The 23,731-nt window shown below is 70.8% G+C and carries 22 protein-coding genes; 13 read left to right on the top strand and 9 right to left on the bottom strand.

Annotated elements, in window-relative coordinates; all coding sequences use genetic code 11:
- Positions 1-277: 277 nt before the first annotated feature.
- The 3 genes from ribA (at position 278) to AB3X08_RS03020 (ending at position 3,619) form a co-directional block, all read left to right on the top strand.
- On the top strand, positions 278-1,402 hold the full coding sequence (ribA, locus tag AB3X08_RS03030) for a GTP cyclohydrolase II RibA (protein ID WP_369936143.1): 1,125 nt from the start codon (positions 278-280) through the stop codon (positions 1,400-1,402).
- A gap of 157 nt (positions 1,403-1,559) precedes the next feature.
- On the top strand, positions 1,560-2,108 hold the full coding sequence (locus AB3X08_RS03025) for a PH domain-containing protein (RefSeq protein ID WP_369936141.1): 549 nt from the start codon (positions 1,560-1,562) through the stop codon (positions 2,106-2,108).
- Positions 2,105-3,619 (top strand): PH domain-containing protein, encoded by a 1,515-nt coding sequence (locus tag AB3X08_RS03020; RefSeq protein WP_369936140.1) that lies wholly within the window; start codon positions 2,105-2,107, stop codon positions 3,617-3,619. Before AB3X08_RS03025 ends, AB3X08_RS03020 begins: the two co-directional genes overlap by 4 nt.
- Positions 3,620-3,653: 34 nt before the next feature.
- Here AB3X08_RS03020 and AB3X08_RS03015 read toward each other — a convergent pair whose 3' ends face one another.
- The 8 genes from AB3X08_RS03015 to def form a co-directional block, all read right to left on the bottom strand.
- Positions 3,654-4,688: a CDP-glycerol glycerophosphotransferase family protein gene (locus AB3X08_RS03015; protein ID WP_369936138.1), complete on the bottom strand. Its 1,035-nt coding sequence runs from the start codon at positions 4,686-4,688 to the stop codon at positions 3,654-3,656.
- Entirely contained in the window at positions 4,688-5,521 is an 834-nt protein-coding gene (locus AB3X08_RS03010) for a glycosyltransferase family 2 protein (RefSeq protein ID WP_369936136.1), read from the bottom strand. Before AB3X08_RS03010 ends, AB3X08_RS03015 begins: the two co-directional genes overlap by 1 nt.
- Before the next feature lie 83 nt (positions 5,522-5,604).
- Positions 5,605-6,909, bottom strand: coding sequence for an O-antigen ligase family protein (locus AB3X08_RS03005; RefSeq protein ID WP_369936135.1), 1,305 nt, complete (start codon positions 6,907-6,909; stop codon positions 5,605-5,607).
- A gap of 54 nt (positions 6,910-6,963) precedes the next feature.
- Positions 6,964-8,001, bottom strand: coding sequence for a glycosyltransferase (locus tag AB3X08_RS03000; RefSeq protein ID WP_369936133.1), 1,038 nt, complete (start codon positions 7,999-8,001; stop codon positions 6,964-6,966).
- Between the two features lie 58 nt (positions 8,002-8,059).
- Complete coding sequence (locus AB3X08_RS02995; protein ID WP_369936132.1) at positions 8,060-9,775, bottom strand: ArnT family glycosyltransferase; 1,716 nt, start codon at positions 9,773-9,775, stop codon at positions 8,060-8,062.
- A 25-nt stretch (positions 9,776-9,800) separates the two neighbouring features.
- A complete protein-coding gene (rsmB, locus tag AB3X08_RS02990) occupies positions 9,801-11,120 on the bottom strand; it encodes a 16S rRNA (cytosine(967)-C(5))-methyltransferase RsmB (protein ID WP_369936130.1) in 1,320 nt (439 codons plus the stop codon).
- 16 nt (positions 11,121-11,136) lie between these two features.
- Positions 11,137-12,060, bottom strand: a complete 924-nt coding sequence (gene fmt / locus AB3X08_RS02985; protein WP_369936129.1) for a methionyl-tRNA formyltransferase — start codon at positions 12,058-12,060, stop codon at positions 11,137-11,139.
- 114 nt (positions 12,061-12,174) lie between these two features.
- On the bottom strand, positions 12,175-12,687 hold the full coding sequence (def, locus tag AB3X08_RS02980) for a peptide deformylase (RefSeq protein WP_369936128.1): 513 nt from the start codon (positions 12,685-12,687) through the stop codon (positions 12,175-12,177).
- Positions 12,688-12,824: 137 nt separating this feature from the next.
- Here def and AB3X08_RS02975 point away from each other — a divergent pair, with 137 nt between their 5' ends.
- The 9 genes from AB3X08_RS02975 to AB3X08_RS02935 all read left to right on the top strand — a co-directional run bounded on the left by AB3X08_RS02975 (position 12,825) and on the right by AB3X08_RS02935 (position 22,512).
- Entirely contained in the window at positions 12,825-13,961 is a 1,137-nt protein-coding gene (locus tag AB3X08_RS02975; RefSeq protein ID WP_369936127.1) for a LysM peptidoglycan-binding domain-containing protein, read from the top strand.
- 82 nt (positions 13,962-14,043) lie between these two features.
- The gene (gene dprA / locus AB3X08_RS02970; RefSeq protein WP_369936126.1) at positions 14,044-15,201 is read left to right on the top strand and encodes a DNA-processing protein DprA; all 1,158 of its coding nucleotides are present in this window, start codon (positions 14,044-14,046) and stop codon (positions 15,199-15,201) included.
- Between the two features lie 43 nt (positions 15,202-15,244).
- The gene (locus AB3X08_RS02965) at positions 15,245-15,718 is read left to right on the top strand and encodes a DUF494 family protein (protein WP_184412297.1); all 474 of its coding nucleotides are present in this window, start codon (positions 15,245-15,247) and stop codon (positions 15,716-15,718) included.
- 22 nt (positions 15,719-15,740) lie between these two features.
- Positions 15,741-16,460 carry a GYF domain-containing protein gene (locus AB3X08_RS02960; protein WP_369936125.1) on the top strand — a complete coding sequence of 240 codons (720 nt, stop codon included), beginning with the start codon at positions 15,741-15,743 and terminating at the stop codon, positions 16,458-16,460.
- A 41-nt stretch (positions 16,461-16,501) separates the two neighbouring features.
- Entirely contained in the window at positions 16,502-17,437 is a 936-nt protein-coding gene (locus AB3X08_RS02955; RefSeq protein WP_369936124.1) for an RDD family protein, read from the top strand.
- A gap of 253 nt (positions 17,438-17,690) precedes the next feature.
- Complete coding sequence (locus tag AB3X08_RS02950; RefSeq protein ID WP_369936123.1) at positions 17,691-20,201, top strand: DNA topoisomerase I; 2,511 nt, start codon at positions 17,691-17,693, stop codon at positions 20,199-20,201.
- Positions 20,202-20,518: 317 nt separating this feature from the next.
- Positions 20,519-21,079, top strand: a complete 561-nt coding sequence (locus tag AB3X08_RS02945; protein WP_369936122.1) for a Sua5/YciO/YrdC/YwlC family protein — start codon at positions 20,519-20,521, stop codon at positions 21,077-21,079.
- Between the two features lie 64 nt (positions 21,080-21,143).
- On the top strand, positions 21,144-21,857 hold the full coding sequence (locus AB3X08_RS02940) for a DUF4124 domain-containing protein (protein WP_369936121.1): 714 nt from the start codon (positions 21,144-21,146) through the stop codon (positions 21,855-21,857).
- Between the two features lies 1 nt (position 21,858).
- Positions 21,859-22,512 carry a DUF4124 domain-containing protein gene (locus tag AB3X08_RS02935; RefSeq protein ID WP_369936119.1) on the top strand — a complete coding sequence of 218 codons (654 nt, stop codon included), beginning with the start codon at positions 21,859-21,861 and terminating at the stop codon, positions 22,510-22,512.
- Between the two features lie 105 nt (positions 22,513-22,617).
- Here AB3X08_RS02935 and AB3X08_RS02930 read toward each other — a convergent pair whose 3' ends face one another.
- Complete coding sequence (locus AB3X08_RS02930; protein WP_184412717.1) at positions 22,618-23,391, bottom strand: SDR family oxidoreductase; 774 nt, start codon at positions 23,389-23,391, stop codon at positions 22,618-22,620.
- Between the two features lie 63 nt (positions 23,392-23,454).
- Between AB3X08_RS02930 and AB3X08_RS02925 the strand changes: the two genes are divergently transcribed.
- A complete protein-coding gene (locus tag AB3X08_RS02925; RefSeq protein ID WP_369936118.1) occupies positions 23,455-23,682 on the top strand; it encodes a hypothetical protein in 228 nt (75 codons plus the stop codon).
- The last annotated feature ends 49 nt before the right edge of the window (positions 23,683-23,731 follow it).

Below are 23,731 nucleotides of genomic sequence, written 5' to 3'. Positions count from 1 at the left end.
AGAAATCAATCGACCGCGCTTGAACATGCCCGCCCGCGCCCGCCATGCGATCGCGCCCACGATCCGGTGAGTGGCCGCATACCGGCCAGCGGTTGCATGCGCTGCCTGCCGGCGCGGCGCACAGTGCGTTCCATCCTGCAGATGCTGGCGACGCGGCCAAACCACGCGACAATGGCGCACCGGACCGCCGCTGCGCCCGCCACGAGCGGCGCAAGCCGGGCGCGGCGGCGCCGACACGCCTTGAAGCGGCGCCGGAGATCCCCATTTGGAGTCGTGCATGACCAGCCCCGCCCCCACCTCCGTGCACGCCTTCGGCGATCCCGCCGCGATCCGCAGCGAGCGCGCGGCCTCGGAGTTGCGTGCCGGCCGCCCGGTGGTCATCGAAGGCCCCCACGGTCAGGTGCGCGCGGTGCTGGCGCTGGACAGCAGCACCGCGCAGTCCTACCTGAGCTTCGCCCAGGCGGCGGCGCAGCGGCATTACCTGTTCCTCACCCCGACCCGCGCGCAGGTGCTGGGCCTGGTCGCGCCGCAGGGCGCGCGCATCGCCCTGGCCGGGCAGTCCTACGACGCGCTGGCGGCGCTGGCCTATCTGCGCGACGGCACGCTGCCGGCGCAGTGGCAACCGGGCGATGCACTGGATGCCGGCGCGGTCGAAATCGCGCGCCTGGGCCTGCTGCTGCCGGCGATGATCGCGGTGGACCTGGGCGCGGACAGCAGCGCCTTCCAGGGCTGCCAGTCGTTGCAGCTGGACGACCTGGAACACGGCTGCGCGACCACCACCGCCGGCAGCTACGAACTGGTGACCCGCACCCAGGTGCCGCTGCGCGATCTGGGCAGCAGCGAATTCGTGGTGTTCCGCGGCGGCGTGGCGCAGCGCGACCAGGTGGCGATCGTGATCGGCCAGCCCGACCTGTCGGCACCGGTGCCGGTGCGGGTGCACTCTTCCTGCCTCACCGGCGACCTGTTCGGCTCGCTGAAGTGCGACTGCGGCGACCAGCTGCGGCATGGCCTGGCCAAGCTCAAGGACCTCGGCGGCGGCGTGCTGCTGTACCTGGACCAGGAAGGCCGCGGCACCGGCATCGCCACCAAGATGCGCGCCTATGGCTACCAGCACGACGGGCTGGACACCATCGACGCCGATGCGCAGCTGGGGTTCGGCGCCGACGAGCGCCGCTACGGCGGCGCGGTGGCGATGTTGCGCGGGCTCGGCATCGGCCGCGTGCGCCTGCTGACCAACAACCCCTCCAAGGCCGAGCGCCTGCGCGCGGCCGGCATCGACGTGGTCGAACGCATCCCGATCACCGGCGCGATCACCGCCGAGAACGAGGGCTATCTGCGCACCAAGGCCGCCCGTGCCGGCCATGCGCTGGATGTGGACGCGCTGATCCACGCTGCGCGCTGAGCCGCGCCGGCGCACGCCGAACGACAGGGCGTGCTGCGGACAGGGTCTACAGACGCCTCGCGCCCGCATGCGAGCGCGCTGGGTGCCGCCCGCGTTACGATCGGGGACCTGCGCGGCGCGCGTGCGCAGCGCCCGCCCATCGCTTCGAGAGCCCGCCGTGACCGCACCGCCGTCCCTGGACCCCTCCGCCGTCCCGCTTGGCGCCGCCCCACCGGCCGCCATCGCGTTCGCGCCTGGGGACGACTGGCTGCCGCTGCCGCTGCGCGGCGCCTGGTTGGCCGCGCTCAGCGGCGGCTGCATGCTGGGTCTGGGCGTGCTGATCGGCGCGGCCATCTTCGGTTTCTCGCTGCATAGCCACCAGGCGTTGTTCATCGGTGCCGGCGCCGCCGCGCTCGGCGCGCTGTTCGGCGCCTGCGTCGGCTTCGTGCGCCATCGCCGGATCCGTTGGCGGCTGAACGCGCAAGGCCTGGACCTGCGCCGCGGGCGGCTGTGGCAGAGCGAGGTGCATGTTCCGATGTCGCGCGTGCAGCACCTGGACCTGCGCCGCGGCCCGCTGGAGCGCGCCGCGCGCCTGGCCACCCTGGTGGTGCACACCGCCGGCACCCGGCACACCGCGGTCGCCGTGCCCGGGCTGGACCAGGCCGACGCCGAGCGCCTGCGCGAACGCCTGGCGCACCAGCTCGACCACGACGACGACGCGCTGTGAGCGCTGCCCTGGACGCCGAGGACACCGCGGTCCGGCGCCTGCATCCGTGGTCGTGGCTGTTCGTGCTGCTGCAGCACCTGCGGCATTTCGTGCTGCCGCTGCTGGCGCTGCTGTTGTTCGGAAGCCGCGACGGCCATAACGACCATGTCGACCAGGTGATCATGTTGCTGGTGGGCAGTGCGCTGATCGCGGTGTCGCTGCTGCGCTACCTCACCTACCAGTACCGGATCGGCCGCGACAGCCTGAGCATCCGCAGCGGCTGGCTGGAACGCAGCCTGCGCGAGATCCCGTTCGCGCGCATCCACAACGTGGTCGTGCACCAGTCGCTGTTGCACCGATTGTTCGGGGTGGCCGAGGTGCGGCTGGAATCGGCCGGCGGCACCAAGCCGGAAGCGCAGATGCGGGTGCTGCGGCTGGACCAGGCGTTGGCGCTGGAGCGGCAGATCCGCCATCGCGCGCACGCCACCGAGACCGCGCCCGCGGCGGCGGACGCAGCGCCGGCCAGCGACGTGCTGTTGGCGCTGCCCACCTCGGAAGTGCTGCGCCAGGGCCTGATTTCCAACCGCGGCATGGTGGTGGTGGTCACCGCGTTCGGTGCCACCTACCACCTGTTCCCCGAGCGCATGGTCGCCAACGCGATCGAACGCTACGGGCAGCAGCTGTTCGGTTACGCCAGCACGCTGCACCTGGGGTGGGTGGCCGGCGCCGTCACCGTGACGCTGATGCTGGTCACGCTGCTGATGATCATGCGCGTCCTGTCGATGGCGCTTGCGCTGCTGCAGTACCACGGTTTCCGGCTCAGCGAGAGCGAGCGCCGGCTGACCGTGGAACGCGGCCTGCTGACCCGGCTGCGCAGCAGCGTGGCGCGGCGCCGGATCCAGGCCTGGACGCTGCACGAGAGCGTGCTGCAACGCCTGCTGCGGCGACGCAGCCTGCACATCGATACGGCCGTGATGGATGGGCACGGCGAGCAGGGCCGCGCGCTGAAGGAATTGGCGCCGCTGGCGACGCCGGCTGCGGTCGATGCGCTGCTGCATCGACTGCTGCCGCAGATCGCCTGGCCGCCAGCGCACTGGCAGGGGATCGTCACGCGCTGCTGGTGGCGGTTATGCCTGCCGGCGCTATGCCTGGTGCCGCTGCTGTGCGCCGGCCTGTGGCGGCCGTTGGGCGCCTGGGCCGCGCTGTCGCTGCTGTGGCTGCCGTGGTCGGCGTTCAAGGCCTGGCGCCAGGCGCACCGCATGGGCTACGCCGTGGACGCGCGCTACGTGGCGGTGCGCGGCGGCTGGTGGACGCGCTGGTGGCGACTGGCCGAGATCGACAAGCTGCAGGCGCTGCAGCTGACCCGTTCGCCGCTGGACCGCGCTTGCGGCACCGCGACGCTGTGGCTGGATACCGCAGGCGCGCGTCACGGCGAGCCGCCGTTGCGGGTGCGGCTGCTGCCGGAAGCCGAGGCGCAGGCCGTCTATCTGCAACTGAGCCGCGCGCTGGCGCGGCGCCGGCTGCGCTGGTAGCGGCGGCGCGCGCCGCACCCGGCCACGCGCCGGATCAACCCGCGCCGCGACCCCAGTAGCCGATGCGCCGGCGGATCTTCAGCTTGCGCCAGAAATTCCATGGCTTGCGCCGCGGATTGCGGCCGCCCTCGGCGACGAAATCGTCGATCGCGCGCAGCACGCGCTCGCTGGACTGCCCATCGCGGTAGGGATGCAGGCCGTCGGCGAAGTCGCGGATCGCCGCCATCAGCTCCGGCGGCCGCGCCAGCGCGCGGCGGATCGCCGGCTCGAACTGCGCCGGGTCGTCGATGTCGATCAGCTGCGGGCCCGGGCGCCGGTTCTTGAACGTCACCACCGGCTTGTAGGTGAGCAGGAACTCGTTGAGCGCGGACGAGGTGTCCGAGCACATCAGGTCCACCTGCGGGAACAGCTCCAGGATGTTGTCGTTGTCGGCGAAACGCAGGTACTCGTTCTCGAGCGCGCGGTAGCGCGCCACCATCTCCGGATCCATCTTCGGATGGAAGGTCACGACCCAGCGCCATTCGCCGCTGCGCGACAGCCGCTTGACCTCGTCGTAGAGGATGCCGGCCGCGCTCCACGACGGCGAGAACGTGGAGTGGTACAGGATCACCGGCGGCTGCCGCACCGGCGCCAGCTCGGCGCCGATTTCGCGCATGAACGGGTCGATCTTGGGGAAGCCGGTTTCCTTGACCGCGAAGTGGCCGAGCTTACGCGCCAGCGCGCCGAACGCGGCGGTGTCGCGCGGGCCGGTGGTGCAGTACAGGTCGAAGAAGCCGCGCACGTAGATGTGCCGCGGCTTGCCGGCATCGAAGCCGTGGAAGGTCTCGACCTTCACCCCGGGAAAGAAATGCGGCACCGCGTTGCTCGAGGTGATCACCGCGTACGGATTCCACGCCAGCACGTCTTCGACCGTGGCCAGGTGGCGCTCGTCGGCCGTCAGATCCGAGGCGCCGGGGCCGTCGAAGAACCAAGCCGCCTCGTCGCCGCGCGCGCGGATCGCCGCCTGCAGCGGGCGCAGGATCGCCAGCGCATAGCGTTCGGACCCGTACAGCAGATAGTGCTTGCTCATCAGTGCTCCAGATCGTGCCGTTGCAGCTGCGCCCGCGCCTGTTCCACCGAGGCCGGGTTGACCTGCATCTCGTAGTAGCGCATGCGCTTGTACAGCGCGTAGCTGGCCGCGGTCTGCGCCACCACGAAGCCGCGCCAGCCATCGAGCACCGCCAGGCGCAGCAGGTAGTCCTTGAGGAAGGCGCCGGCGAACACGAACGGGCTCTGCCACATTCTCACCGGCTTGCGCTTGTCGCGCCAGCCGAGCGCCTTCAGTTCGGCGTAGCGCAGCACCTTGAGCTGCTTGTGCACCAGGGTCGGGTTGTGCAGGTGATTGAACGGCGGCGCGAACTCGGCGCTGGCGCCGTCGAAGCGCAGCGATTCGTGCACCCGCGCATCGCTCCAGCGCGCGCGGCCGCGGTGGTACAGCCGCGCCAGGCGCTCGCCGACCATCGGCCGGTACCAGCGCATCGGCGCGCCCATGTACCAGGTGCTGCGGCGCAGCCACACCGCATCCAGCCGGTCCTCGGCCAGGATCTGCGGCAGCCGCGCCAGGCATTCGGCGCGCAGCGCGTCGGACAGGAATTCGTCCGCGTCCAGCACCAGGATCCAGTCGTGCGCGGCCTGGGTGGAGGCGAAGTTGCGCTGCGCGCCGAAGCCCAGCCAGGCCTGCTCGACCACGCGCGCACCGTGCGCGCGGGCGATCGCCGCGGTGTCGTCGGTGCTGCCGCAGTCCACCACCAGCTTGTCGGCGGCGAACGGCACGCTGTCCAGGCAGCGCGCGATGTTGGCGGCTTCGTTGTAGGTCATCACCACCAGGCTGAGCGGCAAGGTGGTCGCGGCGGCGTCGGCCATGGCGCTCGGTATCCGGGGCAGCGGTGCACCTGCGGGCGCGGCGCGGTCGGCGCGGCGCCGCTCGGCGGTGCGGGATCGGCAGTCTACCGGCTTCCGGCAGCGCCTTCAGCGGCGTCGGCACGCACCCGCGGCGCCTGCGCATCGCAGGCCGCCAACCCGATCAGCACGCCGACCAGGGACACGTAGAAGCCGGTGGTGACCTGATGCGCGAACATCGACTGGGTCATGCCGCATAGGATGTAGCCGGCCACCACCATGATCCCGGTCGCGGCCGGGCCATGGAATTCGGGGTGTGGACGGCGCCGGTACAGGCGCAGCAGCAGCCACATCGGCACGCCGTAGACCAGCACGATCAGCACGGTACCGGGCAGGCCCTGGGTCGCGCTCCATTCGGCGAAATCGTTGTGCGCGTGGCCCAGGTGGCAACGCTCCACCCAGGTCTTGCTGCGGCAATCGGGCAGGCGCAGCATCGCATTGTCGAAGCGACCCACGCCGACCCCGACCAGCGGATGCTCGACGAAGGTCGCCGCCGCCACCTGCAGCCGCTCGATGCGCGCGCCGGCCGAGGAATCGCTGTCGCCGCGCTCGTAGCGCTGCACGTCGTGATGCAGTTCGGCCAGGCGGGTCTGCCGGGTCAGCGCCGGCACGCTCAGCACCAGGGCCGCCGCCAGCACCGTGAGCACGCCCAGGATCGCCAGGCGCTCGGCGCCGCTGCGCCAGCGCGCGCACAGCGCGGTGGCGACCAGCAGCAGCACCATGCCCAGCCAAACGCCGCGGCTACCGCTGAGCAGGATGGTGGCGCACCCGGCGGCGAGCGCAACCAGCGTCCACGGCCAGCGCCCGGGCGGGCGGCAGAACACCGCCACCACCATCAGCACCAGCACCACGTCGGCGAGCACGATCGCGTTGGTCCAGCCCTCGGCACGCGGCTGGCCCTGCAGCACCTGCACGATCGCCAGCACCAGGGTGACGAAGATCCCCAGCAGCGCGCCCCACCACAGCAGTTGGCGCGGCGGGCGCAGCGTGTAGGCCCACAGCGCGGCCCAGGGCAGCACCAGGAACCGGGTGCGGTTGTCGATGTCCTTCAGCGCCTGGCCGAAGTACAGCAACGAGAACAGCGACAGCCCGATCACCAGCAGCGCCAGCATCCACAGCAAGCGCAGCGACGGCTGCAGCCCGGACGCCGCACGGCGCATGCGGTCCAGCGCCAGCAGGCTGCTCGCCAGCAGCAGCAGACCGAACGGCAACAGGCCTCCCGGCATGCTGACCACCAGCGCCGGCAGGCACAGCACGCCCAGCGCGGCGCCCCACTCGGCCAGCGTGTGGCGATTGGACGGAAACGCGGCCAGCGGCGGGGCGGCGCGGGGCGGCGAAGCTTCTTCGGTCATCTAGAAGGGCACGGGGGAGAAAACGGTGGGGGGCCGATGATCCAAGTACGACCCCTAACCCGACCTGACCTGCTCGCGGCCATTGCCTGCGAGCGCAGGCACCGCCGGCGGCGGCGCATCGCCCAGCAGCTCGGCGACCACCGCCTGCAGGCGCTCGCCGAACTCATGCTGGCGCGATTCGAAGAAGCTGCGCGCGGCAGTGCCCAGCGCATCGCATTGCATCGGCGCCAGGGCCAGCGCCTGGGCCATGGCCCGCTCGATGCCGGCCGCGTCGATCCGGTAGCGCACGCCGAAGTTGTCCTCGCGCTCCCCGACTGGCTCGATCAGCACGCCGCGCTCGGCGGTGACCAGCTCGTTCATCGGCGCGCCGTTGGTGGTGATCACCACTGCGCCGACGCTCAACGCTTCCATGATGTAGTGGCCGAAGCCCTCGACCTCGGACGGGCACAGGTGGAAGCGGTGCGCGTTCTGCAGCCGGCGCAGCTCATGCTGGTCCAGGTAGCCGGTCAGGTAGTCGATGTTCTCGGCCTTGATCGGGCGCGATTTCTTCGCGCTCTGCACCACCGTCAGCCGCGGCCATTCCGGGTGCCGCGCCCAGGTCTGCAGCAGCACCGCGGTACCCTTCGCCGAGCTGCGCCCGGCCACGTGCAGGCAGGCGCGCTCGCGCGGCACCTCCGGGCGGTAGCAGTCGTCGCTGCAGAAGCCGATGAATGAGGTGGCCGGACCCAGCGCGGCGAAGCGCTGTTCGGCCTGCCAGGTCTTGCACAGCACCCGCTGGAACCGCGGCAACCAACGCAGCCACTTGCGGCGAAACCATTCCGGATTCGGCACCAGGGCGTTGCGCCTGCCGGCACCGAGGCAGCGCGGATAGACCCGCTCCAGGAAAATCTGCAGGTCGGCGCGGCCGCGCACCAGGCTGCGCAGGGCCAGGCGCAGTTCGCGCAGGTGATTGGCCAAGCGCACGGTGCCGAAGCCGAGCACCTCCACCCGATAGCGGCCGCTGTTGCGCAGCGCCTCGGCGACCACCTGCAGGTCGCGGCTCAGGCCGCCGCCATTGTCGCGGCTGATCACCCGGATCAAACGCATCGGCATGCCGCATCTCCCGCCCGCACGGCACCGAGGACGAGACCGGAACAGGCGCGGCCGCGGTTCACTCGAAGCGGTCCTTGTCCTGCTCGCGCAGCTGATCGCGGTCGTGCGCGGTGACCACGCACTGGCCGTGCACGGCGGCGGCCGGCACCAGCCACCAGTTGCGGCGGTTGGATACCCCGGCCAGGGTGCTGGCGCGGCGATCGATGCAACCCAACATCGCCGCCTCCTGCACCAGCAGCCAGCGCCGCTGCGGCGCCTGCGCCTGCCAGGCCACGCCACGGCGCAGCTGCTCGTCCCACGGCACCACGAAACCGAAGGTGGTCGCGGCGCGGTCGGCCATCAACAGGTTCTGTTCCTTCCACGCCACCAGGCCCAGTTCCGCATCCGGCCCGATGCGGCGTCCGACCGCTTCCATCACGCCGCGCGCGGAACTGGACATGTTGATCAGCGGATACACCAGCAGCCCGGTCAGTACCCACAGCATGGTCAGCGTCGATGCCAAGGCGAGTTCCGGCCGTCGCCGCGCGAACACGGCCAGGCTGGCCACGCCCCACAGGCCGATCGCCAGCAGGATCCAGGCCAGGGTCTGAATGGTCTGCAGATCGACCCCGCGCTCTTCCATCATCCGCACGCGGAACCCATGCCCGGCCAGGATCGCCGCGCCGACACCGCCCAGCGCCACGGTCAGCACCACGGCGAACGCCAGCAGCAGCCGCTTGACCCCCGCCTTGCGCAACAACCCCGGCATCAGCGGGGCCATCGCCAGGCACAGCATCGGCAGCGCCGGCAGGATGTACACGTCGCGCTTGCCGGTGGGAATGGAGAAGAACAGCAGGATCAACGCCCACCACGCCAGCAGCAGCAGGTAGCGCGGATCGCGTCGGCGCAGGCGCCGCGCCCAGGCCGGGATCGCCCACGGCAAGCCCAGCAGCAGCGGCAGCCACATGCTCGGCATCACCCCGAAGAAATACAGCGGGCCGTGCGGATGGTCCCAGGACCTGGCGTAGCGCCCGGCGGTCTGCCGGAACAGGATGTCGTTGAGGTAGGCGCGGTACTCGGGCTCGTGCGCCGACAGCGCCGTGGTCACCATCGGCACCAGCCAGATCGACACCGCCGCCAGGAACGCCAGCGGCCCCAGCCAGAAGCGCGGATTGCGCACGCCGATCCTGACCCCGCGCCACTGCGCCAGCGAGGCCGCCGCGGCCGGCAGCAGCATCAGCAGCGCCAGCGCGCCCACGCCCTTGGTGATCGTGCCCAGACCGGCGGCGAACCAGCCCAGCGCCCACATCCGCCAGTCGGGTCCGCGCAGCACGTGGCGCAACAGGCCGTAGTTGGCCAGGGTGATGTAGAACACCACCAGCGGATCGATCTGCGCCTTCTTCGCCTGGTAGGTGAAGTGGAACGCGAACAGCAGCGCATACGCCGCATACATGCCGACCCGGCGCGTCCACAGGCGCCGGCCCAGGTCGTAGACGCAGGCCAGCGTGCCCAGCCCGGCCAGCAGCGACGGCAGCAGGAACGCCACCCGCCAGTTGCCGAACACGGTATAGAACGAGGCCTGCAGCCACATCAGCATCGGCGGCTTGTCCGAGTACAGCTCGGTGCCGCGGTGCGGGAACAGCCAGTTGCCGCTGTCCACCATCTGCTTGGCGACCAGCGCGAAGCGCGGCTCGTCGGCCGGGTGCGGATCGCGCAGGCCCAGGCCGGCGCCCAGCACCAGCAGCGCAAGCAGGGCCAGCAACCAGAATTCTCGGGACGCGCGGGTCTTCAGCATGGGACGGGATGATACCGGGGCGGCTTCACGCCGTCTTGCGCAGCCGCGCATAGAAGAATCCGTCGCGCTCCTGCTCACCGGGCAGGCGCTGGCGGCCGCCGCCGGACGCATGACCGCAGGCAGCACCGGGGTCTTCGGCGACGGCATCGCTGGTCCGCGCCAGAAACGCCTGCAGCTGGCGCGCGTTCTCGTCCTGCAGCAGCGAACAGGTGGCATAGACCAGCACCCCGCCCGGGCGCAGCACCTGCCAGCCGGCATCCAGCAGCCGCGCCTGCAGCGCCTGCAGCGCGACCACGTCCTCGCGCCGCCGGTGCAGCAGCACGTCCGGCTGGCGGCGCACGATGCCGGTGGCCGAGCACGGCGCGTCGAGCAGCACCGCATCGAACGCCTCGCCGTCCCACCAGCTGTCCGGCTGCGCCGCATCGGCCGCCTGCAGCAGCGCCTGCGCGCCGGCGCCGGTGCGCTCGAAGGTCTCGCGCACCCGCGCCAGGCGCCGCGCGTCCACGTCCAGCGCGGTCAGGCGCAGCGTCGGGTCGCGCTCGAGCAGGTGCGCGGACTTGCCGCCGGGCGCGGCGCACGCATCGAGCACGCGTGCGCCCGGCGCCGGCGCCAGCACGTCGGCGACCTGCTGCGCCGAGCCGTCCTGCACCGAAACCCAGCCATCGGCGAAGCCGGGCAAGGCGCTCATCGCCACCGACTCGGCCAGGCGGATCGCATCGGCCAGGTCCGGCGCCGCCTGCGCGGCGATGCCGGCGTCGGCCAGCAACTGCAGATAGGCGTCGCGCGTGCTGCGCTGGCGGTTTACCCGCAGCCACAACGGCGCCGCCTGCTGGCTGGCGGCGAAGATCGCCTCGGCCTGTTCCGGCCAGTCGGCATGCAGCGCATCGCGCAACCACAGCGGCCAACCGGCATCGGCGGCCACCGCCGGCAAGCCATCGCGCAGCGCGCGGCGCAACAGGGCATTGACCATGCCCGCCTGGCGCGGCCGGTCCAGCGCACGCGCCGCCTCCACCGTCGCCGACAGCGCGGCGTGCGGCGCCAGGCCGAGCACGTCGAGCTGGGCGAAGCCGGCCATCAGCAGCGTGCGCAGTTCGGCGTCGCGTTGCGGCAGCTGCTTCTGCAGCCACAGCCGCAGCGCCGCCTCGTAGGCCGGACGCCGGCGCAGCACCGCGAAGCAGATCGCCTCGACCAGGGCGCGGTCGCGCGGATCGGGCAGCGCCGGCAGCGCGGCGGCCAACTCGGCCTTCAGCGAACGGCCGCGGTCGATCACCGCGCTCAGCACGCGGGCGGCGGCGACGCGCGGCGCGACGCCCGGCGACAACGCGGCGGCAGGCGGCTGGGTCATGGGCGGTCGCGCCGGCTCAGGCCAGCACCGGCAGATCGCGCCGGGCGTTGAGGTAGTCGGCGGCGGTGATCGCCTTGCCGCCTTCGCGCTGCAGCACGCGCAGGCGCAACGCGCCCTGGCCGCAGGCGATGTCGATGCCTTGCTTGGAGGCGGCCAGCACCGTGCCCGGCGGCTGCGCATGCGCCAGCTCCAGCGCTACCGCGCCATGCACGCGCACGCGCTCGCCGGCCAGCACCGCTTCGGTGATCGGCCACGGATTGAACGCGCGTACCCGCAGCGCCAGCTGCGCCGCCGGCTGCTGCCAGTCCAGCCGCGCCTGCGCCTTGTCCAGCTTGTGCGCATAGGTGACGCCGGCCTCGGGCTGCGGCTGCGGCACCGGGCGGATGCCGGCGCGCAGCAGGCCCAGGCCGTCGGCCAGCACCTGCGCGCCAAGCGCGGCCAGCCGGTCGTGCAACTGCCCGCCGGTCTCGCTGTCGCCGATCGGAGTGCGCTGCGACATCAGCACCGGGCCGGTGTCCAGGCCCGCTTCCATCTGCATCAGACACACCCCGGTTTCGCTGTCGCCGGCCTCGATCGCGCGCTGGATCGGCGCGGCGCCGCGCCAGCGCGGCAGCAACGAGGCGTGCACGTTCCAGCAGCCATGGGTCGGGATCGCCAGCACCGCCTTGGGCAGGATCAGGCCGTAGGCCACCACCACCATCAGGTCCGGCTGCAGCGCGCGCAGGGTCTGCAGCGCTTCCGGCGAACGCAGGGTCTCCGGCTGCAGCACCGGAATGCCGCGCGCGACCGCCTCCAGCTTCACCGGCGACGGGGTCAGCCCACGGCCGCGCCCGGCCGGCCGGTCCGGCTGGGTATAGACCGCGACCACTTCATGGCGCTGCGCAGCCGCGCGCAACGACGGCACGGCGAAGTCCGGCGTACCGGCGAAGACGATTTTCATTGGGCGGGGATTCGGGATTGGGGATTAGGGATTCGCAACGGCAGGACTCGGCGACCGGAAGGGAATCCGGCTCGCGCTTACGAATCCCCACTCCCGAATCCCGAATCCCGGCCGTCAGGCCACGTGCTTGCGCGCCTTGGCCAGCTTCTTGCGCACCATCTCGCGCTTGAGCGGCGAGAGGTAGTCGACGAACAGCTTGCCGTCCAGATGGTCCATCTCGTGCTGCACGCACACCGCCAGCACACCGCCGCTGGACAGTTCCTGCGGCTGGCCGTGGCGGTCCAGGTAGCGCACGGTGATGGTGTCGGCGCGGGTCACGTCGGCATAGATGCCGGGCACCGACAGACAGCCTTCCTGGTACACCTGCTCGCCGTCGCGCTGCACGATCTGCGGATTGATGAACACCTGCGGGGCGTTCTTCTCCTCGCTGACGTCGATGACCATGAAGCGCTTGTGCACGTCCACCTGGCTCGCGGCCAGGCCGATGCCGGGGGCCTCGTACATGGTCTCGAACATGTCGTCGAGCAGGCGCTGGAACGCCGGCATGGAGACTTCGGCAGGGTCGACCGGCACCGCCTTGGTGCGCAGGCGGGGATCGGGGAATTCGAGGATGGGAAGCAGGGCCATAGCGGTACCCAGTTGGGGGCGCCGGATAATTCGGCAAGACCTGACGATTCTACCCCGTTCTGGCGGCAACGCTTGCGCCGCGCCCAGGGTTCTGGACTATAGTGCGCGGACCTGTTGGGGAATCAGGCTTCGCACTCATGTTCAATCGACTCCGTACGGTCGTCGCCGTGGCGATGCTCACCGTGGCGACCTATGCCGCTTCCGCGAGCATGGCTGCCGAACACCCTGACACCTACGTGGTGCGCAAGGGCGACACGCTGTGGGACATCGCCGGACGTTTTCTCGGCAAGCCGTGGCTGTGGCCGGAAATCTGGCAGGCCAACCCCCAGGTGCAGAACCCGCATCTGATCTACCCCGGCGACGTGCTCAGCCTGGCCTACCTGGACCGCGTGGCGCGCGCCACGGTCAAGCCGGGCCCGCGCCAAGACGCGCCGATCGACGCGATCCCGCTGTCCGACGTCGAGCCGTTCCTGAAGAACCTGCGCGTGGCCGACAGCATCGACGGGCTGCCCTATGTGGTGGGCTTCGAGGACAACCGGCTGCGCGCCACCGTCGGCCAGGTGGCCTACGCGACCGGGCTCGACGAAGCGCAGGTCGGGCAGCGCTACGCAGTGGTGCGGCCGACCGTGCGCTACGAACTGCCCAGGCTCAGCGACGACCTGGACAGGGAAGGCCGCAGCACCCCGGGCACCGGCAACCTGTGGCAGACCTTCGTGGCGCCGGACAACAAGCGCCGCGAAACGCTGGGCTACGAACTGGCCCAGGTCAATATCGGCACCGTCACCCGCGTTTCCGCCGACGGCAGCCAGGCCACCACCCTGCTGCTGCAGGACAGCGCCCGCGAAGTGCGCGCCGGCGACCGCCTGATCGCGGTCCAGGCGCAGCCCTACGACCTGCAGTTCGTGCCGCACCCGCCCGCGGCGCAGGCGCTCGAGGCCGGGCTGCGGGTGCTGGCGGTGGCCGACGCGTTCAGCGCCGCCGGTCCGCGCGACGTGATCGCCATCTCCGGCGGCAGCCGCGAGGGCATCGACAACGGCACCGTGGTGTCGCTGTGGCGTCATGGCACCCGGGTCAACGACCGCGTGCATCGCCCGAACACCTCGCGCGCCGACGACGGCTTCACCGGCGGCCGCGGCTCGGTGGCCTTGCCCGACGAGTACGCCGCGCACGCGATGGTGTTCCGCACCTTCGACAAGGTCAGCTACGCGCTGGTGATGGACGGCGTCAAGCCGACCCGGATCGGCTACGACGTGAAGCACCCGGACGCGCGCTGACCCGCGCACGCGGGCAAGTCCTACATCCGCGACAGACGGCGCCCGAGGGCGCCGTCTGCGTTTGCGGCCTAGCCTGGGGCCCATGTCCGCCCTGCCCACCGCCCACGCACCCTCCCCCTGCGCCGACCCCGCCTTGCTGGCGCTGTCGCTGGCCGGCGGCGCCAGCGCCCCGCGCAGGCGCCTGCTCGAGCGGCACGGCAGTCCTGCCGCCGCCCTGGCCGCCGGTCCCGCCGCCTGGCAGGCGGCGGGGCTGGATCCGGCGCAGAGCGCGGCATTGCGGCAGCCCGACCGCGCCGTCATGGACGCCGCACTGGCCTGGCTGGCGGGGCCGCGCCGGCATCTGCTCGGCTGCCACGATCCCGACTACCCGGCGCTGCTGCTGCGCAGCCCCAACCCGCCGCTGGCGCTGTACCTGGAAGGCGATCCGGCGGCGCTGTGGCATCCGGCGGTGGCGGTGGTCGGCAGCCGCGCGCCCAGCGCCGGTGGCCGCGACAATGCGTCCCGCTTCGCCCTGGCGCTGGCCACGTCCGGGCTGGCGGTGACCAGCGGCATGGCCGCCGGGGTCGATGCCGCCGCGCACGCGGCGGCGCTGTCGCGCCAGGATGGGCTGACCGTGGCGGTGGTCGGCACCGGCGCCGACCTGGCCTACCCCCGCCAGCACGCTGCCCTGCGCGAGCGCATCGCCGCGCGCGGCGCCGTGGTCAGCGAGCATCCGCCCGGCACCCCGGCACGGCCCAGCCACTTCCCGGCCCGCAACCGGATCATTGCCGGACTGAGCCTGGCCACCCTGGTGATCGAGGCCGCCACCCGCTCCGGCGCGCTGATCACCGCGCGCCTGGCCGCCGAGGCCGGGCGCGAGGTGTTCGCGCTGCCCGGCTCGATCCACAACCCGCTGGCGCGCGGCTGCCATCGTCTGATCCGCGACGGCGCCGGGTTGGTCGAGAGCGCCGAGGAAGTGCTGGCCGGGGTCGCACCGCTGGCCGCGGAACTGGCCGACGCCTTGCGCGGGCGCCTGCGCGCCCCCACTGAGAGAATCGCCGACGACTCCGGCGCCATGCCGTCCTTCCCCGATCCCAACTACCAGCGCTTGTGGCACGCGCTAGGCCACGACCCAATCTGTATGGATTCAGTGATCGCACGCACCGGATTGACGGCCGCGGCGGCCTCCTCCATGCTGCTGGCCATGGAACTGGATGGCTACGTGGCGGTCGAACGAGGTCGTTACACCCGCAAACCCTAGTTTCTTCACCTCCACAGCGTCTAGCGACGCAGGCCGAGGGGCAATGAAAGAGAGCATTCTGGATGTCCTGCTGTACCTGTTCGAACATTATTTCAGCGAGGATGCGGACCCGGTCCGCGATCGCGACTCCCTCCAGAATGGCCTGATCCAGGCTGGCTTCAGCCCCACCGAAATCAGCAAAGCGTTCGACTGGCTCGATGCCCTGGCCGACCAGCGGCCGGCCGTGCCGCAGCCGCGCATCGACGGCCCGATCCGCGTCTACCACGGCCCGGAGCTGGACAAGCTCGACGTGGAATGCCGTGGCTTCCTGCTGTTCCTGGAACAGCATGGCATCCTCGACAGCGACCAGCGCGAGCTGGTGCTGGACCGGGCGATGGCGCTGGACCAGGACGAACTGGACCTGGACGACCTGAAATGGGTGGTGCTGATGGTGCTGTTCAACCAGCCCGGCGCCGAGGCGGCCTACGCGTGGATGGAAACGCAGATGTTCGTCGACGAGCCGGAGCCGGTGCACTGAGCCGCTGACGGACCACGCACGGATGCACGAGGACCCGACCCAGAGCGCGTGGTACTACGCCGACGCAGCCAGGCAACGGCACGGGCCGTTGAGCACGCAGGCGTTGCGCGACATGGTGCGCGACGGCCAGCTGGAGCGCAGCACCCTGCTGTGGCGCGACGGCATGCCGGAATGGCAGCCGCTGCATGCGCTCGCCGACGCACTGGGCCTGCCAGCGGCGGCCATGCCGCCGCCGTTGCCGCCGCCTGCGCCATCATCTCCCGGCGCGGCCGCCGCTCCCGTCGCCGCGCCACGCGCCGGCCTGTCCGGCTGCGGCATCGGCGCGATCGTCGCGATCGTGCTGGGCCTGGTGCTGGTGGCGATGCTCGGCATCCTCGCCGCCATCGCCGTGCCGGCGTATCGCGACTACACGCTGCGCAAGCATGCCAACGCGGCGATCGACGGCATGGACCAGCTGAAGAGCGACATCGCCGCGTTCGCCGCGCAACAGGGGCGTTGCCCGGTGAACGGCGATCCCGGCTTCGAGCCCGCGCAGCAATACACCAGCGTGTTCGTCCGCCAGGTCCGCATCGGCCGCTTCGACAACGGCCATTGCGGCCTGGAAGCCACCCTGCACGCGCCCGGGAAGCGCCAGTTGGATGGCAAGGCGCTGTGGCTGGACTACGATGAGCGGGCTTCGGTCTGGAAATGCAGTTCCGAGCTGGACGACCGCTACCTGCCCGCGCATTGCCGCGGCGGTTGAGCGGAAACGGATTTTTCGATCGCAACCCCCGGGGAACAGGAATGAGTGAGTGGTACTACGCCGACGCCGCGCAGCAGCGTCATGGACCGATGCCGGCCGACGAACTGCAGCAGCGCTTCCAGCGCGGTGATGTCGGCCTGACCACGCTGGTGTGGCGCGACGGCCTCAGCGAATGGCATCCGCTGGCCGACTTCGTCGACGAACTGGGCCTGACCCAGGCGCCGGCCGCGTCCGCGCCGAGCGATGCCGCCGAGCCCGCCCCGGCGCCTGCGCAGGCATTGCCGGCCGCCTGGGCCGCACCGGCATCCGACACCACGGCGCATTCGCCCTACGCCGCCCCTGCCGCCTCGCTCAGCGAGGAGCCACGCTTCGTCGCCGGTGGCGAAGTGGTGCAGGCCGGCTTCTGGAAACGCACCGCCGCCTATCTGATCGACGGCATGCTGGTCGGCATGGTCGCGCAGGTGATCCAGTTCGTGATCATGCTGAGCTTCTTCGGCTTCAGCAGCCTGGGCGGCAGCCCCGACTTCAGCACGCCCGGCGGCATCGTCATGCTGGTGATGGTGTACCTGGTGCCGCTGGGAATGTCGGCGCTGTACTTCGGCTTGTTCCACGCCTCGGCCAAGCAGGCCACGCTGGGCAAGATGGCGGTCGGCATCAAGGTGGTGCGCACCGACGGCAGCCGGATCAGCGTCGGCCGCGGCATCGGCCGCTATTTCGGCTTCCTGCTGAGCAGCCTGACCATCTTCATCGGCTTCCTGATGGCCGCCTTCACCGAGCGCAAGCAGGCCCTGCACGACATGATCTGCGACACCCTGGTGGTGGACAAATGGGCCTACACCGACCACCCGGAGTGGCAGCAGCGCAAGCTGGGCACGGTCACCATCGTGATCCTGTCGCTGTTCGGCGTGCTGATGGTCGGGATCCTGCTGCTGGTCATCCTGGTGATCGGCGTGGCGGCCAGCGGCAACTGGCACTGACGGCCGGAACGCGGGACCGGGGACCCGAGGAAAGGAAGGCAGCGAGTCCCACGCCGGAGGTTTGGCCGGGCGCCGGCGCTTGACAGCCGCCGCCGGACATGTCCACTAATAAAAAGAGACGCAGCTGAACGCCCGGGGTACCCGCCTCGGGCGTCGGCCTCTCTGAACGCCGCAACGCTTCACTAACCGGAGCAATTGCGCCACCCTACCGCCCCCAGGGCGCCCGCCCCGCCCATTCGAAGCCCACCTCATCATGTCCAAGCACCTGCTCATCGTCGAATCGCCCGCCAAGGCCAAGACGATCAACAAATACCTCGGCAAGGACTTCCACGTCCTGGCCTCGTATGGGCACGTGCGCGACCTGATCCCGAAAGAGGGCGCGGTGGACCCGGACGACGGCTTCGCGATGCGCTACGCGCTGATCGACAAGAACGAGAAACACGTCGAAGCCATCGCCAAGGCCGCCAAGGCCGCCGACGATATCTATCTGGCGACCGACCCGGACCGCGAGGGCGAGGCGATCAGCTGGCACATCGCCGAGATCCTGAAGGAGCGCGGGCTGCTCAAGGACAAACCGCTGCACCGGGTGGTGTTCACCGAGATCACCCCGCGCGCGATCAAGGAAGCGATGGCCAACCCGCGCCAGATCGCCGTGGACCTGGTCGATGCGCAGCAGGCGCGGCGCGCGCTGGACTACCTGGTCGGCTTCAACTTGTCGCCGGTACTGTGGCGCAAGGTGCAGCGCGGCCTGTCCGCCGGCCGCGTGCAGTCGCCGGCGCTGCGCATGATCGTGGAGCGCGAGGAGGAGATCGAAGCCTTCGTCGCCCGCGAATACTGGAGCATCGGCGCCGAGTGCGCCCACCCCTCGCAGCCGTTCGCGGCCAAGCTGGTCAAGCTCGACGGGCAGAAGTTCGAGCAGTTCACCATCACCGACGGCGCCACCGCCGAAGACGCGCGGATGCGCCTGCAGAAGGCTGCGCAGGGCGCGCTGCACGTCACCGACGTGGCCAGCAAGGAGCGCAAGCGCCGCCCGGCGCCACCGTTCACCACCTCCACGCTGCAGCAGGAGGCCTCGCGCAAGCTCGGCTTCACCACCAGCCGCACCATGCGCGTGGCGCAGAAGCTGTACGAAGGCGTGACCCTGGGCGACGAAGGCACGGTCGGCCTGATCAGCTACATGCGTACCGACTCGGTGAACCTGTCGCAGGACGCGCTGGCCGAGATCCGCGACGTGATCGCGCGCGACTTCGGCACCGGCGCGCTGCCGGACAAGCCGAACATGTACCAGACCAAGTCCAAGAACGCGCAGGAAGCGCACGAGGCGATCCGCCCGACCAGCGCGCTGCGCACCCCGGCGCAGATGGCCAAGTATCTGGACGACGATGGCCGCCGCCTGTACGAACTGATCTGGAAGCGCGCGGTGGCGTGCCAGATGGTGCCGGCGACGATGAACACCGTCACCGTGGAACTGGCCGCCGGCAACGAACACAGCTTCCGCGCCAGCGGCACCACGGTGATCGATCCGGGCTTTCTGGCCGTGTACGAGGAAGGCAAGGACCAGAAGGCCGCCGAGGACGAGGACGAGGGCCGCAAGCTGCCGCCGATGAAGCCCGGCGACCGCATCCCGCTCGACCGCATCCATGCCGACCAGCATTTCACCGAGCCGCCGCCGCGCTACTCGGAAGCCTCGCTGGTCAAGACGCTGGAGGAATACGGCATCGGCCGTCCGTCGACCTATGCCTCCATCATCCAGACCCTGCTGTTCCGCAAGTACGTGGAACTGGACGCGCGCCGCTTCCGTCCCTCTGACGTGGGCCGCGCGGTCAGCAAATTCCTGTCCGGCCACTTCACCCGCTACGTCGATTACGACTTCACCGCCAAGCTCGAGGACGAGCTGGATGCGGTGTCGCGCGGCGAGGAGGAATGGCGGCCGTTGATGGAGAAGTTCTGGGGCCCGTTCAAGGAACTGGTCGAGGAGAAGAAGGAATCGGTGGACCGCTCCGAGGCCACCGGCGCGCGCGAACTCGGCACCGACCCCAAGACCGGCAAGCCGGTCAGCGTGCGCCTGGGCCGGTTCGGGCCGTACGCGGCGATCGGCAGCACCGCCGAGGATGCCGAGGACAAGCCCAAGTTCGCCTCGCTGCGGCCGGGCCAGAGCATGCACACCATCACCCTGGAAGACGCGCTGGAGCTGTTCCTGATGCCGCGCGCCCTGGGCGAGGACAAGGGCGAGGACGTCAGCGTCGGCATCGGCCGTTTCGGGCCGTTCGCCAAGCGCGGCAGCGTCTACGCCTCGCTGAAGAAGGAAGATGATCCGTACACCATCGACCTGGCGCGCGCGGTGTTCCTGATCGAAGAGAAGGAAGAGATCGCGCGCAACCGCATCATCAAGGAATACGAAGGCAGCGACATCCAGGTACTCAACGGCCGCTTCGGCCCGTACATCAGCGACGGCAAGCTCAACGGCAAGATCCCCAAGGACCGCGAGCCGGCCACGCTGACCCTGGAAGAAGTGCAGAAGCTGCTGGAAGAAACCGGCAAGCCGGCACGGCGCGGCTTCGGCGCGAAGAAGGCCGCGGCGAAGAAGGAAGCGGCGCCGAAGAAGAGCGCAGCCAAGAAGGCCGCGGCCGACGCCCCGGCCAAGCCCGCGGCGAAGAAGGCGGTCAAGAAAGCCGCGAAGAAGACCGCGAAGAAGACCGCGAAGAAAGCGGCCAAGAAGGCGGTAAAGAAGGTGGTCAAGAAGGCCGCGGCCAAGCCCGCCTGATCCACCACCCGCTCCCGCGGATGCGCCATCCGCAGGAGCGGTGCCGGACGGCCGCAGTTGCGCCATCCATCGCGCCAGCGATCCGATCGCGCTGCCGCAATCCAACCTACCGGCCCTGCGGCAACCGCACCACAGCGGCTGAACACCCGCAGGCGCCGCATCTGCGCACCAGCCATCGCCGCGCACCGCTCGCGGCAGCCGGGAATCAACCGGAAACCGGCAGCAAGCGCACGGCTCTTGCCAATCCCGAATCCCCAATCCCGACTCCCAGCCCCAAGCCGTTGCCCCACAGCGACAGCCTGCCGCATCATGCGCGCATGACCGATCTGTCGCTCAGCCAAGCCGTTGCCGTCCTGCATCAGGGCGGTGTCATCGCCTACCCGACCGAGGCGGTCTGGGGCCTGGGTTGCGATCCGTACGACCAGGCGGCGGTGACGCGCCTGCTGCAGATCAAGCAGCGCCCGGTGGAGAAAGGCCTGATCGTGGTCGCCGCCGAACTGGAACCGCTGCGCCCGCTGCTGGACCTGACCGCGCTGGCGCCGGAGCGGCTGGCCGCAGTGCTGGCCAGCTGGCCCGGCGCGCATACCTGGGTGCTCCCGGCCGCAGCGCAGGCGCCGCCCTGGGTTACCGGCGCGCACCGCAGCATCGCGGTGCGGATCAGCGCGCATCCGCAGGTGGCCGCACTGTGCCGCGCCTGGGGCGGTGCGCTGGTCTCGACCAGCGCCAACCGTGGCGGCGAGCCGCCGGCGCGGCAACGCGCCGAACTGGATCCGCAGCTGCTGGCGGCGCTCGACGGCGTGGTCGGCGGCGAGACCGGCGGCCTGGCCCAGCCCACCCCGATCCGCGATGCCGTCAGCGGCGAGATCCTGCGCGCCTGAGCGCGTCGTGCAGCCCCGCCCGCCTTCACTTTCCCTGGCCGGCGAAGGCGCGCAAGATGCGCGCATGCCCAGCCTCGTCCGCCCTGCCCTGCTCCTGACCGCGCTGTTGCCGTTGGCCGGCGCCGCCTGGGCGCAAAGCACGCGAACCATCAGCAGCGATGGCGCGCAGGGGTCGGTGCGCATCTATCGCTGCATCGGCAGCACCGGCGCGGTCAGCCTGCAGAACGCCCCTTGCGAGAACGCGCGCCAGCAGCAGGTCCTGGACATGCAGCGCCCGCGCGATCCGCCACCGCGCCCGACCACCACGCTCAGCACCGATCCGGCGCGCGACGCCGCAGCGCCGGCACCGCTGCCGCAGCGCGAGATCCGCATCGTCACCGTGCAACCGCCGCAGCCGATGTACGAATGCGTGACCAGCGAGGGCCAGCGCTATACCAGCGACGACAACGAAGGCAACCCGCGCTGGGTGCCGCTGTGGACCATCGGTTATGCCCGCGGCTATGGCGACGGCCACCATCATGGTGGCGGTGGCGGCAATGGCGGCGGCCACCCGCAGCCGGTGTATCCCGGCGCCGGCGTGGTGGTGCCGGCCGGCAGCACCCTGATCCGCGACACCTGCAACGCATTGCCGCCGCAGGAAGTGTGCGCACGCCTGACCGACCGCCGCTGGGAACTGATCCGCCGCTACAACAGCGCGCTGCAGAGCGAGCGCCGCGCGCTGGAAACCGAGCAGCGCGGCATCGATGCGCGGCTCGACCGCGACTGCGGCAGCAGCTGAGATGCGGCGCGGCGTCTGCCTTGCCGCGCTGCTGGCCTGCGCCGGCGCCGCGCAGGCCGAACAAGTGGTGTTCTATCGCTGCACCGATGCGCACGACAACCTGACCGTGCAGAACCAGCCATGTCCGAAGGGCATGCGCCAGGAAAAGAAACTCATGCAGGGCGTCGGCCGTGCGCAGGTACCGGCGGCCGCGTCGCCCGCGCCGCCCGCGCCGCTACCGCCCGCCCCCGCAGCGGCCGCGGTCGCCGCCCCGCCCGATCCAGCGCCGCCAGCGCCGGCAGAAACTGCGCCGCGCCTGCCGCCGCCCACGCTGTATGCCTGCACCACCTACGAGCAGCAACGCTACGTCGGCGAGACCGCCGAGCCGCCCCCGCGCTGCGTGCCGTTGCGCACCACGGGCCTGGACGGCAGCCCCGACCGGACCGGCGGCAGCGCCTGCGAAGTGCTGCGCGACCGCTGCGAGGCGCTGCCCGAGGCCGGCGCCTGCGACACCTGGGAAACCTACGTGGCCGAAGCCGAAACGCATTGGCGTTTCGCCACACCCGACCATGCCGAGCAACTGCGGCAGGAATTCCTGCGCCGCCAGCAACTGCTGCAGGCGAGCAGCTGCAACGCGCCGGACCAGGGCGTGCCCGCGCCGACAATGCCCCTGTAGGAGCGGCTTCAGCCGCGACAGGCACTGTCAGCAAAGCGTCGCGGCTGAAGCCGCTCCTACAAAGGCTTGGCCGGCGCTCGTCTGCCGGCATTGGGAAAAGACGCCCTAGAACCCGTACCGCAGAAACCCGCCGTCCACCGCGATGCATTCGCCGGTGATGTAGCTGGCCGCCGGCAGGCACAGGAAGCCCACCGCGGCGGCCACTTCCTCCGGCTCGCCGATCCGGCGCATCGGCGTGCGCTCGATCACCTGCTCGTAGTAGTCCGGATCCGACAACGGCCCGGAGGTGCGGCGGGTGCGGATGTACCACGGCGCCACCGCATTGACCCGGATCCCATCCTCGGCCCATTCGGCGGCCAGGTTCCGGGTCAGCTGGTGCAGCGCGGCCTTGGTCATGCCGTAGGGCGCGCCGCTGCGCACGTGGGTCAGCCCGGACACGCTGCCGACGTTGACGATCGCCGCGGACGCATGCTGCGCCAGCAACGGATGCGCATAGCGCGACAGTTCGAATGCCGAAAACAGGTTGGTCTCGAAGATGCCGCGCCACTCGTCCTCGGTGTAGTCCACCGCGGCCTTGCTGACGTTGCCGCCGGCATTGTTGATCAGCAGGTGCAGGCCGTCGGCGTGGTCCTCGACCCAGTCCAGGATCTCGCGCCGGTCCTCGTCGTCGGCCACGTCCGCAGCCAGCGCCAGGATGCGCCGCTCCGGAAAGGCATCGGCCAGTTCGTCGCGCGCCGCTTCCAGCGCATCGATGTCGCGCGCCACCAGCATCAGCTCGGCGCCGAAGCCGAGCAACTCGCGCGCGATAGCCAGGCCGATGCCGGCGCTGGCGCCGGTGATCAATGCGGTCTGTCCGTCCAGCCGCCAACGTTGCTGCATCGCCTTGCCTGTCTGCATCGGGGTGGGCGTAGGATAACGCCCACGCTCCACGAGGTCGCTGCCATGACGGGTTCACTGCGCTTGATGACGTTGGCACTCTCGCTGCTGGTCGCGCTCGCCGCGTGCAAGCCGGCGCCGCCGAAACCGCCGGACAAACCGCCCGAACCGAAGGCCGGCGCGCTGCGCGCGGCGATCGCCCAGCCGCTGGATCGCGCCAAGCAGGCGGCCGCCGGTACCGAACAGGCCGCAACCGCGCAGAACGCCGCGATCGACGCCGCCACCGGGCAATGAAAAACGCCGGCATCGGCCGGCGTTCGTCGTTGCCTGCAGCGCGCCCGCC

Source organism: Xanthomonas sp. DAR 34887 (genome assembly GCF_041245805.1).
Lineage (GTDB): Bacteria > Pseudomonadota > Gammaproteobacteria > Xanthomonadales > Xanthomonadaceae > Xanthomonas_A > Xanthomonas_A tesorieronis.
Note: the sequence above shows the minus strand (reverse complement) of the source record. Positions and strands in the feature narration are given on the sequence as shown.